General features: G+C 40.2%; 15 protein-coding genes and 1 pseudogene. 7 read left to right on the top strand and 9 right to left on the bottom strand.

Translation table 11 applies throughout. From position 1 onward, the window contains the following. Positions 1-47 precede the first annotated feature (47 nt). The 5 genes from KTI78_RS15225 (at position 48) to KTI78_RS15205 (ending at position 5,603) form a co-directional block, all read left to right on the top strand. Positions 48-785, top strand: coding sequence for an SDR family oxidoreductase (locus KTI78_RS15225; protein WP_262446609.1), 738 nt, complete (start codon positions 48-50; stop codon positions 783-785). Positions 786-1,023: 238 nt separating this feature from the next. After that, entirely contained in the window at positions 1,024-1,533 is a 510-nt protein-coding gene (locus tag KTI78_RS15220; RefSeq protein WP_262446608.1) for a rhodanese-like domain-containing protein, read from the top strand. A gap of 18 nt (positions 1,534-1,551) precedes the next feature. Beyond that, entirely contained in the window at positions 1,552-2,493 is a 942-nt protein-coding gene (epsC, locus tag KTI78_RS15215) for a serine O-acetyltransferase EpsC (RefSeq protein ID WP_262446607.1), read from the top strand. Between the two features lie 241 nt (positions 2,494-2,734). Then, positions 2,735-3,667: a family 2A encapsulin nanocompartment shell protein gene (locus KTI78_RS15210; RefSeq protein ID WP_262446606.1), complete on the top strand. Its 933-nt coding sequence runs from the start codon at positions 2,735-2,737 to the stop codon at positions 3,665-3,667. Then, a complete protein-coding gene (locus tag KTI78_RS15205; protein ID WP_262446605.1) occupies positions 3,642-5,603 on the top strand; it encodes a family 2A encapsulin nanocompartment cargo protein cysteine desulfurase in 1,962 nt (653 codons plus the stop codon). Before KTI78_RS15210 ends, KTI78_RS15205 begins: the two co-directional genes overlap by 26 nt. A gap of 161 nt (positions 5,604-5,764) precedes the next feature. Here the strand turns inward: KTI78_RS15205 and KTI78_RS15200 are convergent. The 3 genes and pseudogenes from KTI78_RS15200 to KTI78_RS15190 all read right to left on the bottom strand — a co-directional run bounded on the left by KTI78_RS15200 (position 5,765) and on the right by KTI78_RS15190 (position 7,254). Continuing rightward, positions 5,765-5,885 (bottom strand): annotated as a pseudogene (locus KTI78_RS15200) (hypothetical protein). Between the two features lie 88 nt (positions 5,886-5,973). Continuing rightward, positions 5,974-6,612, bottom strand: coding sequence for a LysE family translocator (locus KTI78_RS15195; protein ID WP_262446604.1), 639 nt, complete (start codon positions 6,610-6,612; stop codon positions 5,974-5,976). Continuing rightward, positions 6,613-7,254, bottom strand: a complete 642-nt coding sequence (locus KTI78_RS15190; RefSeq protein WP_262446602.1) for an alanyl-tRNA editing protein — start codon at positions 7,252-7,254, stop codon at positions 6,613-6,615. Positions 7,255-7,344: 90 nt separating this feature from the next. Between KTI78_RS15190 and KTI78_RS15185 the strand changes: the two genes are divergently transcribed. Next, complete coding sequence (locus KTI78_RS15185) at positions 7,345-8,274, top strand: LysR family transcriptional regulator (RefSeq protein WP_262446601.1); 930 nt, start codon at positions 7,345-7,347, stop codon at positions 8,272-8,274. A gap of 60 nt (positions 8,275-8,334) precedes the next feature. Here KTI78_RS15185 and KTI78_RS15180 read toward each other — a convergent pair whose 3' ends face one another. From KTI78_RS15180 to KTI78_RS15160, 5 genes are all read right to left on the bottom strand, one after another. Next, the gene (locus KTI78_RS15180; RefSeq protein ID WP_262446600.1) at positions 8,335-9,201 is read right to left on the bottom strand and encodes a cysteine ABC transporter substrate-binding protein; all 867 of its coding nucleotides are present in this window, start codon (positions 9,199-9,201) and stop codon (positions 8,335-8,337) included. 82 nt (positions 9,202-9,283) lie between these two features. Then, positions 9,284-10,144 (bottom strand): transporter substrate-binding domain-containing protein, encoded by an 861-nt coding sequence (locus KTI78_RS15175; protein WP_262446599.1) that lies wholly within the window; start codon positions 10,142-10,144, stop codon positions 9,284-9,286. A gap of 30 nt (positions 10,145-10,174) precedes the next feature. Then, positions 10,175-10,906: an amino acid ABC transporter ATP-binding protein gene (locus KTI78_RS15170; RefSeq protein ID WP_224991669.1), complete on the bottom strand. Its 732-nt coding sequence runs from the start codon at positions 10,904-10,906 to the stop codon at positions 10,175-10,177. Positions 10,907-10,908: 2 nt separating this feature from the next. Continuing rightward, positions 10,909-11,574: an amino acid ABC transporter permease gene (locus KTI78_RS15165; protein ID WP_262446598.1), complete on the bottom strand. Its 666-nt coding sequence runs from the start codon at positions 11,572-11,574 to the stop codon at positions 10,909-10,911. Next, complete coding sequence (locus KTI78_RS15160; RefSeq protein WP_262446597.1) at positions 11,564-12,223, bottom strand: amino acid ABC transporter permease; 660 nt, start codon at positions 12,221-12,223, stop codon at positions 11,564-11,566. The genes KTI78_RS15165 and KTI78_RS15160 overlap by 11 nt, the downstream gene beginning before the upstream one ends. A gap of 64 nt (positions 12,224-12,287) precedes the next feature. Here KTI78_RS15160 and KTI78_RS15155 point away from each other — a divergent pair, with 64 nt between their 5' ends. Further along, a complete protein-coding gene (locus KTI78_RS15155; protein WP_262446596.1) occupies positions 12,288-12,401 on the top strand; it encodes a hypothetical protein in 114 nt (37 codons plus the stop codon). A gap of 95 nt (positions 12,402-12,496) precedes the next feature. Here KTI78_RS15155 and KTI78_RS15150 read toward each other — a convergent pair whose 3' ends face one another. Then, positions 12,497-12,781 carry a GNAT family N-acetyltransferase gene (locus KTI78_RS15150; protein WP_017390443.1) on the bottom strand — a complete coding sequence of 95 codons (285 nt, stop codon included), beginning with the start codon at positions 12,779-12,781 and terminating at the stop codon, positions 12,497-12,499. Between the last annotated feature and the right edge of the window lie 51 nt (positions 12,782-12,832).

The raw sequence follows: 12,832 nt of genomic DNA, 5'->3' as shown, positions 1-12,832 counted from the left end.
CTACATTATTAAAATAAACCATACTTACTTGAACAGGCTAGTTAACAATGAATATTTCGAAAAAAACAGCTCTTGTCACTGGTGCATCTCGTGGTATTGGTCGTGCTATTGCCGAACGCCTAGCTCAAGATGGTTTTTATGTGATCATTAATTATGCTGGCAATGCGACTCATGCCCAAGCAACTGTAGATCACATTATTGAGCAAGGTGGCAAAGCCTCTGCCATTCAAGCCGATGTTGCAAATGAACATGATGTCAGCCGTTTATTCCAAGAAGCAAAAGCCATTAACGGTCAATTAGATGTTGTGGTTCATAGCGCAGGCATTATGCCTATGGCAAAAATTACACCTGAAGCTCTGCCTGATTTCGATAAAGTAATTCATACCAATTTACGGGGTGCATTTTTAATATTGGCTCATGCGGCCGAAACAGTACCAGATGGTGGCCGAATTATTACGCTTTCAACCAGTGTAATTGCTAAATCTTTTCCAGCATATGGCCCCTATATTGCATCCAAAGCAGGTGTGGAAGGCTTGGTACATGTGTTAGCAAATGAGTTACGCGGCCGAAATATCACTGTAAATGCAGTTGCGCCCGGTCCAACAGGTACTGACCTTTTTTACAATGGAAAAACTGACGAGCAGGTTTCGGCTATTGCAAAACTTGCTCCATTGGAAAGAATTGGAACACCTGAAGAAATTGCCAATGTAGTTGCCATGCTAGCTGGTCCAGATGGACGTTGGGTAAATTCACAAGTCATTCGAGTAAATGGTGGATTTGCTTAAATTTTAAAACCGTGTGGATTATTTTAATTCACACGGCTTTTATTAACTATTAAAATGATTAATCCATCAATTTTAATTAAAGAATGATATAAGCTTAATGAATACTTTTTTATAAAAATATCCGCCATTCTTATTTATGAAAATAATATATATAAATAGATATTCCTTATTTTTGCTTATATTTAAAAACGCGTAAATTGAACAATAACAATCTGAATCAAAGATAAGGATATATTCAATGAATGCAAAATTAAATACAGAAGCTCCCCAAAGCTTTATCTCAAATGATTCAAATCCATCCTTGTCAAATGAAGAAATTCTTTCTAAAGCACAGCAATACGCACAAGACCATGAGCTGAATTTTAGGGGCAGTTTATCACCACATGATGCATGGCAACTTGTACAACAAGGCGAAGCTGTTTTAGTTGATGTGCGTACCAATGAAGAACGTAAATTTGTGGGTTATGTCCCTGAAAGTATTCATGTCGCGTGGGCAACAGGCACATCCTTTAACCGCAATCCACGCTTTTTAAAAGAACTCGAATCAAAGGTCGGCAAAGATAAAACCATTCTTTTGTTATGCCGTAGTGGCAACCGTTCGGCACAGGCAGCCGAGGCCGCATTTAATGCTGGTTTTGAGCACATTTATAACGTTCTTGAAGGCTTCGAAGGCGATCTAAATGATCAGCAACAGCGTAATCAGAAAAATGGCTGGTGCATCCATCAACTTCCTTGGCAACAAGACTAATACTCTAATCAATTTTCAGTGAATCAAGGAAAGCCTGTGACTCAATGGAACATTAATGCGGTTGTACAAGGTTTACAACAGGCAAGGCATGACTGGCGTCAGCAACAGCATAGAACCAAAGAATTTGGGGGCCGTGAACTTCCATCTAAAGAAGCTTTAAAAGCCATTTTAGATGACCTGTGCGGAATTTTATTTCCAATGCGTTTAGGCCCTGCCGACTTACGTCAAGAAACTGAAGATTCTTATATTGCCTATACTTTAAATCGGGTACTTACAGCCTTACATGCGCAAGTACAACTGGCTTTAAATTATGAAGCAAAACGTCATTTGAGTCATTTGAATACAGTCCAACAACCCGAGGAACTTGCTCAAAATATTGTGCAGGATTTTGCCAACACCTTGCCCTCTATACGACGTCTTTTAGACGGCGATGTGCGTGCTGCTTATGAAGGTGATCCGGCGGCGCATAGTGTGGATGAGGTATTACTTTGCTATCCGGGCATATTTGCAATTATTTATCACCGAATTGCGCATCAGCTCTATGCCCAAGCGCCTTTATTATCTCGCATTATTTCGGAATTGGCGCATTCTGCTACGGGTATTGATATTCATCCGGGTGCGCAAATCGGTAAAGGATTTTTTATTGATCATGGCACAGGTGTCGTCATTGGTGAAACTAGCGTTATTGGGGAACGTGTTCGTATTTATCAGGCCGTAACCCTTGGGGCAAAACGATTTGAAACGAATGATGATGGTGCTTTGAAAAAAGACTATACACGCCATCCAATTGTTGAAGATGACGTGGTGATCTATGCAGGTGCCACTATTTTAGGCCGTATTACGATTGGTCGAGGGTCCATTATTGGGGGTAATGTTTGGCTAACACATAGTGTGGCCGCAGGTAGCCAGATTTTACAGTCACCGAATGAGTCTTATCAAAAAAATCATATTGCCGGTTAAAAACTATAGATGTGTAATAAATAGATAAGGGGATGAATAAACAAAAAACTTGCATATTAATTAAATGCTTATTTCTAGTTTAAATATATTTTTATTTGAAAAATAGATAACTCATTAATAAGCCCTCCACTTAGAAAAATATACAACGCTATTTTAATTTTAAAACCAGAACTAATTCTAGTTTATATACATCCTAGAATTTTTATTTTCAAAAAGCCAATGTAATAAGGAAAAATGATTCATGGCGAAAAATACTGACAAAGCCCAACTTGCACTTGGGGACCACGCAGCCCGCCAACTGGCCAATGCAACCAAGACAGCTCCTCAACTTTCTACAATTACTCCCAGATGGCTGACTCACTTACTGCAATGGCTTCCAGTTGAAGCAGGTATTTATCGCTTAAACCGTGTAAATAATACCGATGATATTCAGGTGGCTTGCACACAACGTGATGAAGCAACTTTACCTCAAACTTTTGTTGATTATGACCCAGAGCCACGTGAATACTTTTTAAATGGCGTATCTACTGTTTTAGATGTACATACACGTGTTGCAGACCTTTACAGCAGCCCACACGACCAAATTAAAGAACAGCTCCGTTTAACCATTGAAACCATTAAAGAACGTCAAGAAAGTGAGCTTATCAATAACCCTGAATACGGTTTACTGGCAAGTGTGACAGATGACCAACGTATTTCGACCTTAAATGGCCCACCTACTCCAGATGATCTTGATGATTTGCTACGCAAAGACTGGAAAGAACCGGGATTTTTCCTAGCGCATCCTGATGCAATTGCAGCATTTGGACGTGAATGTACACGCCGTGGTGTACCACCTCCAACGGTTAGCTTATTTGGTTCGCAATTCATTACATGGCGCGGTATTCCACTGATCCCATCTAATAAAATTCCTGTAGAAGATGGCAAAACTAAAATCTTGTTGCTTCGTGTTGGTGAAAAGCGTCAAGGGATTGTTGGTTTATTCCAACCGGGTCTTGCTGGTGAACAGTCACCAGGGCTTTCAGTACGCTTTATGGGAATCAACCGTAACGCGATTGCGTCGTATCTAATCTCGTTATATTGCTCACTTGCAGTACTCACTGATGATGCGTTGGCAGTATTAGATGATGTGGAGGTGGACAAATATCATGACTACCCAGTTAACTACAAGTAATCTTCAAGGTAGTCCAACGGGGTCTAAAGTGACTGGTGTTAACCCACCAGCCAACTTCCCTGATGAGTCCACCATTGCTCGACTTGCTAATGAGTTTTTTTCAGCATTACCAAGCTCAAGCAGTTCAGCTTCTCCATCGGGCCTTAACTTGGACTTACCTGTCGGAGCGCCACCGCACCCACCACAACCGGGTGAACCATTTTCTGCACTCAGTGGTCGTGCGTCCAATATCGCCTTTCAAAAAAGCCTCAATCCGGAATATCCTGAACATATTCCAAATTTGCCAGACTACCCTGAACGCCGAATTGTAGCGTCTGCACCTGTGGTGGGTGGAGCTAATTTGCCACGCCCACCATTTGAACCACATTTGCCACAAACTGCCCATAGTGAACCAAATGTGCCACGCATTGAACCAAGCTTGCCCACTGGTACAGGTGAATCACCTTATTATTTTTTAAATGATTTTTCTGCTCCCAATACGGCAGAACCGTCTGTTAAAGGTGTTGAAGATAATTATTCGGTTGCACAGTCTTTTCAATTGCCACATGGTGACCAGCTGAAATCATTGCTGACGGAAGATCGTTTTGCAACGAACACGCCTCCCCAAAGTTCGGTAAACTCTGCATTTTATTTTTTAGACTTGCCTCAAAGTGGACAAAGTTATAGTCACTATCAACCATCGCAACCCACTTTTGTAGCAAGCAGTGCTCAACCACTCGATGTACATGCTATACGTCGCGATTTCCCAATTTTACAGGAACGCGTCAATGGTCGACCTTTAGTCTGGTTGGATAATGCTGCCACTACACAAAAACCGCAGCGCGTGATTGATCGGATTGCTTATTTTTATCAGCATGAAAACTCAAATATTCACCGTGCTGCCCATGAGTTAGCGGCTCGTGCAACCGATGCCTATGAACATGCAAGAAATGTAGTTGCCCGATTCATTGGCGCGCCTTCTTCTAAAGAAATTATCTTTGTTCGAGGAACAACCGAAGGCATTAATTTAATTGCAAAAACATGGGGCGAGCAAAATATTGGTGAAGGTGATGAAATTATCGTTTCTCACTTAGAACACCATGCCAATATTGTGCCTTGGTATCAACTCACCAAAAAAACTGGAGCAAAATTAAGAGTCATTCCTGTGGATGACACGGGCCAGATTATTTTAGAAGAGTTGCCAAAACTGATTAATGAACGCACTAAACTGCTGTCGATTACTCAAGTTTCGAATGCTTTAGGAACAATCACACCTGTTGCTGAAGTCATTAAAATTGCCCATGCCAAAGGTGTCCGTGTTTTAGTTGACGGCGCCCAATCTGTTTCGCACATTCCTACCGATGTACAAGCTCTCGATGCAGACTTTTTTGTGTTTTCTGGACATAAAGTGTTTGGGCCGACGGGTATTGGTGCAGTCTATGCAAAACCAGAACTGCTAGAAAGCATGCCTGTTTGGGAAGGCGGCGGTAACATGATTCAGGATGTGACCTTCGAACAAGTAGTTTACCAACCTGCACCAAACAAGTTTGAAGCTGGAACTGGAAACATTGCCGATGCTGTTGGTTTAGGCGCTGCGCTTGAATATGTCGAAAGTCTAGGCATTCATAACATTGCTCGCTATGAACATGATCTACTCGAATATGGTCAAAATGCACTGAGCAGTGTGTCTGGTTTACGTTTGATCGGAACAGCGCATCACAAAGCCAGTGTTATGTCCTTTACCTTACAAGGCTATTCAACGGAACAAGTGGGCAAAGCTTTAAATCAACATGGTATTGCGGTACGTTCTGGCCACCACTGTGCACAGCCAATTTTACGTCGTTTTGGTGTAGAACAGACCGTGCGTCCGTCTTTAGCTTTTTATAATACGACTGAAGAAATTGATTTATTGGTGTCAGTATTACATCAACTGACACGTAATAGGCGTAGCAGTTAAATTTATTTTTGCAAAAAGGACTGCTTTCGAGCGGTCTTTTTTATGGATTATTTATTGAAACAACTTGAGCTCAACTTCATATATAGGAACAAGTCAAAGTAGTTATCAGTGCGGAGTCTTATTATTTTAAATTCAATTTCTGAATTAGCCTTCGGCTCGAGCTAAGAGTCATCTACAGCCTGCCCATAATTTATAAAAATAATGTTTTTGCAATATTTGCTGATAGATGAAAACAGTTAACAGGTTCTGTAGATGAGAAAGTTTTTTGGTTACTTTTTCCAAAAAAAGTAACAGAATTAGCTACTTTATTATGACGTATAAACGGTAAGACTCCGTCGTGCTACCCCATCTACTTATAAATAAAACCAACTTAAACAAACAATCCCCAAATCAATCTCAATGCAATTCCAATTAACAACAGCCCCATCACCCGCTCAAAATAAACCCCAAACTCCAAAAACCGTTTACGTACAATAGGCTGAGCAAATAGTACGCTCACCACCATAAACCAAATGGCATTAACCATACACATCCATACCCCATAAAAAACCTGAACTTTCATCGGTGTGGTGGTACTTACAATCGTCGTAAAAATTGCCAGAAAAAAGATGGTGGCTTTTGGGTTTAACGCATTGGTAAGAAAACCCATTGTAAAAGCTTTAAATAAACTTGGCGTGTCACTGTCTGTTTGACCATTAATTTCAAGATTGGTATTTGGCTGACTACGTAAACACTGCCATCCTAAATAAATCAAATAAGCTGCTCCCGCTGTTCTGATCAGTGACATGAGCCATTCGCTTTGTTGAATCAAAAAGCCAATACCAACAAGTGTATAAAATACATGCACTGAAATTCCTACACCAATACCAATTGCGGTTAAACATCCAATCAAATAGCCATAACGCACACTTTGTCTGACCGTAATCACAAAATCAGGCCCCGGTAAAATTACGGCTAAAAAATGAATTACAGTTAGCGTCAAAAACTCATGCCCATATAACTGCCACATCTATTCAGTCTCCTCAGCCACGCCATAACTGACACTCAACTTTCCTTTCTTAAACTGATAAGAATGAATGTCTATAGAACCAATATCTGCTAATGAAGTGACATGAGTTCCGCCACAAGGAAATGCAGGAAACTCACCAAAGCTGATTTCACGAAAGCCATCAGCATGTTGATGAAAATGGGGTGGCAAACCATCTTGAATATAGTGAGAACATTGGTTCTGAAGCATTTCAGCATCAAGTTGTTCGGCCGCTTCCAAAGGAATAAACTGAACCCGAGCATCGTTGGGCCAGTGCTGAGCTTTTATAGCTTGCCAGCCAAACAGATGCATTACATGTGCGATGAGATGTCCAGCCGAATGTAATCGGCTATGATAATGACGTTTCTTTTCATCAACTTGAGCTAATGTCTTTCCCAAATCAACGGGGTGTGTGCAATAATGAATAATTTCACCTTGTTCAATTGCAACGTGAACTACATTTACCTCTGCAATTTTTCCAGTGTCGCTAGGTTGACCACCACCTTGCGGGTGAAACGGTGTTGCCGATAAGCATATGGCAAAGCGCCCATCTTCACATGATTTACATTCTAAAACTTCAACCTCAGCGGCAAGAACACCTGTTAAATACAATGCTTGTGTCATACTTTTTCATACATACCTTACGATGAAAAAGATTGTATTGCGATTTTTTAGACGCGATAATCCAGTCAAAATCCAAATAACTTTTGCCTCATGAGCACAAATCAAAATCTGGTTCTATTAAATGAAATGGCGACTTTCGTTAAGGTTGTCGAGTCGGAAAGTTTTTCTGAAACTGCAAGACAGCTTGGTACAACTCCTTCTGCTGTTAGTCGTGCAATTGCTCGTTTAGAACGTGCTTTAGGTACTCGCTTACTCTATCGGACCACACGGAAACTTCGTTTAAGTGAAAGTGGACAACAGGTCTATCAACGTTGTTTAGATATGGTGAATGCGGCACAAGCAGTGATGGAAAGTTCAGGCCAATTTCATGTCGAACCAGAAGGCGTCATTCGCATGAGTGTTCCCAAAGCCGTGGGGCATTTTATGATTCATCCGCATTTACCCGAATTTTTAGAACGCTACCCGAAAATTGATATTCAAATGCTTTTAGAAGATCGCTATGTAGACTTGATAGATGATGGCGTCGATTTAGCACTTCGAATTACAGAGCAACCACCGGGTGGACTGATGGGTCGAAAACTTATTGATATTGATCACTTGGTTTGTGCAACACCTGAGTATTTGGCAAAGCATGGCACACCGAGTCATCCTCATGATTTAAAGCAGCATGAATGTATTTACTTGGGCGAACAAGCCAGTGACTCAAAATGGAAATTTCAACAAGGAAATAAATCGATCAGTGTGGCTGTGCGTGGGCGTTATGCAGCAAACCATACGGGTGTGCGTTTGAGTGCTGCATTACAGCATTTAGGTATTGCGAGCTTGCCGTACTTCGTTGCACGCCATGCTCTACAGCAAGGGACCTTAGTTCAGGTTTTGCCCGACTGGGATTTTAAAACCTATTATAGTGGTGGCCTGTGGTTACTGTACCCACCGACACGGCATGTCCCGCCTAAATTGAGTGTATTAATTCAATATTTAGCTGATAAATTAGCAGCAGAGCCGACTTTAAAAATTTAGACGGCTTCTAGCTCAAGCAAATACTATTAGAGTTCTAACCATTAGAGACTATGATTACAACTACTCAACCAATAGATCTTTTGGATTAATCGTATCGCCATAGACTGGCTTTAAAGTCTTTTCATAGGCCTGATGAATTACCCCTTCTTTAGCCAGTTTCTCTAAATCTTGATTCAACCAGTCCAATAACTCTTTATCACCTTTTTTCACTGCTGGAGCAATTAAGTCCTGCTCACCTAAATTGGTAATGCCAACAGTGTAATTTGGATTTTCTTTAGCCCAAGCTAAAACCAGCAAGTTATCATGTGCGAGCGCAGCACCACGACCATCTTTTAAAGCATCAAAAGTTTCAGTGTTTTGCTCATATTTTTGTAGCTTAATTTCCGAATGAGTCTTGGTGAAGAATGAATCAGCTGTCGTACCTTTGTTTACCAACAAAGTTTTGTCTTTAAGCTGAGCCACATCAGTAATCGGATGGCTTTTAGGAGAAACAACACCTAAAGCAACTTTCAAATAAGGCTTAGCAAAATCGACAACTTCTTTACGTTCTGGTGTAACAGTAAAGTTGGCAAAAATAATATCCACTTTATTGGCTTTTAAATATTCAACACGGTTCGCAGCTTCAGTTAAAACAAACTCCACTTTGTTTTCATCACCCAGCAGATCTTTCGCGACATGCTTAGCAATCTCTACGTCAAAGCCTTGGTTTTTACCTTGAGCATCTAAATATCCAAACGGCGGTTTATCACTAAATACGCCAATTCGTACCACGCCATTCTTTTTGATCTGTTCAATATTCGACACTGTTTGTGTGGTATCAGCCGTTTTTTCAGTAGATTGAGTTCCTTTGTCACATGCAACTAAACCTAAACTCAGTAAAGATGCAGCTAAAATATATTTCACGTTTTGAAATGTTAATGTTGTCATTATTTCACCCTATCGTTCTTGTAAAAGTCTTATTTAAAATCGCAGCGCCTACTTTTAGACACTGCTCTAGTAATATCGAAAATTATTGGCCTACATCTAAGAACACATTCGGATTGACCGAGTCACCGTAAATTGGTTTCAAGGTTTCATCATAAATTTTATTAATTTCACCACTTGTTCTTAGCTGCTTAATTTCAGTATTGAGCCAATTCAATAATTGGGTATTGCCCTTTTTAACTGCTGGTGCAATAAACTCTTGATCACCAATAGACTGAATACCCGCCACATAACTTGGGTTCTTCGCGGCCCATGCCAGAGCATAGGTACTATCTTGTGAAATCGCGTCACCACGACCGTCGGTTAAAGCTTTGAAGGCATCCGAGTTTCTTTCAAACTTGAGTAAATTCACTTTTGGATAATGCTTGGTAAAGTAGGTATCTGAACTTGTGCCTTTATTTACAATTAAGGTTTTACCTTCTAATTGGGCAATATCTGTAATCGGCTTGGCTTTAGGAGAGACTATGCCGAAAGCACCTTTTAAATAAGGCTCGGCAAAATCTACAACTTCTTTACGTTCAGGCGTTACTGTAAATGTCGCGAACACCACATCGGCACGATTTGATTTTAAAAACTCCACCCGATTTGAAGCTTCAGTCACAATAAACTCAACTTTCTTATCATCGCCAAGCAAGTCTTTAGTCACCCGTTTTGCTAAGGCCACATCAAAGCCCTGATTATTACCCGCACTATCTACATAACCAAACGGCGGATCATCGGCAAAAACAGCAACTCGTAGCACCCCATTTTTTTTGACTTGTTCTAAAGAATGGTCTGCTTGAGCATTATTTGCCTGTTCAATTGATGGCGTTTTACTACATGCAGTTAACAACACTCCAACAACGGCAAGACTGCTTAATATTTTTATTGAATTACGTTTAAACATTCACTTCCTCATGATTCAAATAATAAAAATTTAGTACGACAAAATATTTAAAAAGGCTTTCGCTCGTTCTGTTTTTGGCTGTTCAAAAAATTCTTCTGGTGAAGCCTGTTCAATAATCTTGCCCTTATCCATAAAAATAATGCGATCGGCAACTTTACGGGCAAAGGACATCTCATGTGTCACAATCAGCATGGTCATTCCTTCATTCGCCAATTTAAGGACTACATCAAGTACTTCTCTAACCATTTCCGGGTCAAGCGCAGCAGTAATTTCATCAAGTAAAATGACTTTAGGTTGCATAACCAGTGAACGCACAATAGCGATACGCTGCTTTTGTCCACCTGAAAGCTGTCTTGGATAATCAAGTTTTCGCTCAAACAGCCCCACTCGCTTTAACAACTCATCTGCAACTTGTTCTGCTTCATCGCGGTGGCGTTTTTGTACTTTGAGTGGTCCAAGCAAAATATTGTCAATGACGTTCATGTGCCCAAATAGCTCATAGTTCTGAAAAACCATGCCAATTTTTTGACGAGCATTAGTCCAGTCCACATCTTGACCCAAAACACCTGAGCCTGTTAAACGAATCTCGCCACCCTGAATCGGTTCTAAGCCGTTAATACAGCGCAATAAGGTACTTTTACCGCAGCCCGATGGACCTAAAATAACAACCACTTCTCCTTGTTCTACATCCAGATCAATGCCCTGTAAAATATGACTTTGTGCAAATGATTTCTGTAATTGTTGTATCGATAACAAAGGCATAATTACTCCCAGACCTTTTCTAAATGTGCCGCCAAACGGGATAAGGGATAGCAAATCAGAAAATACAAAATAAAAATAAAGCCATAAATCCAAAGAGAAGCACTCGGCACAGTCAACAGCGAATTTTCAATAATTTGCTGGCCAACTTTAATGACCTCGACCACGCCAATCAGGACTGCCAAAGAGCTGGTTTTCACCATTCGGGTAAATAAGTTAATCGCGCCTGGAGTTACTCGTTTTAGACTTTGCGGAAAAATGACATAGATCAAAGCTTGAACATGGGTAAGTCCGAGCGCATAGGCCGAATCACGTTGATGCTGATCAATTGAAGTAATGGCTGCACGAATCAAATCGCCCATTTCTGCCGTACCCCATAAAACAAATACAACAACGCACACCCACATTGCTGAAAACTGCCAGTTAAACCATGTCGCAAAACCGAAATAAAACACGAACAGCAAAACTAAAATTGGAATGATTCGAATGGCTTCTAAATACAGGCGGCACAATGCTTTAACGACTATGTTTTTAGAAGTCATAATGACGCCGAAAACTGTGCCGAAAATTGCAGAGAAAAACACCGAAATAAATGCAATTTTTGCAGTTGTCCAAAGCCCCCACATTAAACGTTCGAGGTGACTCGCTTGAAATAGATAATCAAGTTCCATGGCTCACCTTCCGACTTCTGTGCTCCAGATAACTGGTCAAAATAGACACGGGCAATAAAATAATTAGATAGGCCATGATGAGTAAGAACAACGCTTCCGTGGTTTTATAGTCCATACCTATTAAGTCTTTGGTGATAAAAAGCAGCTCAACCACAGCAATGGCACTGACCACAGAACTTTCTTTAATCAGAAATAGGCAATTTGCCCCGATTGCCGGAATTGAAATAGCCAGTGCTTGAGGGAAAATGACATATCTAAAAATTTGAGTCGGTTGCAAACCAATACTTTTTGCTGAATCAATCTGCCCTTTTGCAACAGACTGCAAACCTGCTCGGAAAGCTTCAGCCATATAGCTTCCGCCTAAAAAGGTCAGTCCGATCACACCACAGGCAAAACCATCGATTTTGATACCGAGTTTTGGCAAACCGTAATACAAAAAGAACAATTGAATTAATAAAGGGGTATTTCGAGATAACTCAATATAGAACTGGGCAATTCTATTTAGTACCCGCACGCGATATGTGATTAAAATGCTGCAAATTAGCCCTACAATAATCGCCAAAATAATGCTGATAATTGAGATTTTCAGCGTGGTCAAAGTTGCAGAGAAAAATTGCGGCAACACACTATGGATATACTGCCAGTTCAAGGAAAATTCCAAAAAATAATATTAAAACGTTATAAATATTTAGCTTTCATCAGCCATTAAATATTTGTGTAACAAGTTTATTTTTTTCCCAATTGGTCTAAAACTATTTTTATTAGATAAGCTTTTCTATAAGTTTGATAAATTCGATCTGGCAATCGAAAACCTTCGAATCAGTTAAATACAACCGCTCAAAACATATTCATTAAAACAAAGATGAATAAAAAAATCGGACACCAAGGCCCGATTTTTATTAAATGATTTTTAATCTATTGCTTATTTTCTAAGTACATCGCCAATGCTTGGGTCTTTATCAAAAACCGATTTAGCATATGGGCAAAGAGGAATTACTTTTACTTCTTTTTCACGGACAAAGGCAACTAACGCATCAAGTAATTGGCGACCTACGCCTTGTCCGCGATAATTTTCATTTACATCTGTAGCATCAATAATCAGCATGCCTTCGCCTGCCCATGTATAAGTCATTTCACCTGCAACGGTTTCACCATCAAGTAAGCTAAAGCTGCCGTGTTTTGTATCATCTTTTTGTTGAATATTCACAATGAATTCCTCGTATTACGACTCATATTTATTTAGAAATGACTTTGTATA

This window comes from Acinetobacter sp. WU_MDCI_Abxe161, from assembly GCF_025514355.1.
GTDB lineage: Bacteria > Pseudomonadota > Gammaproteobacteria > Pseudomonadales > Moraxellaceae > Acinetobacter > Acinetobacter pittii_E.
This window is presented reverse-complemented; position numbering and strand designations above follow the sequence as displayed.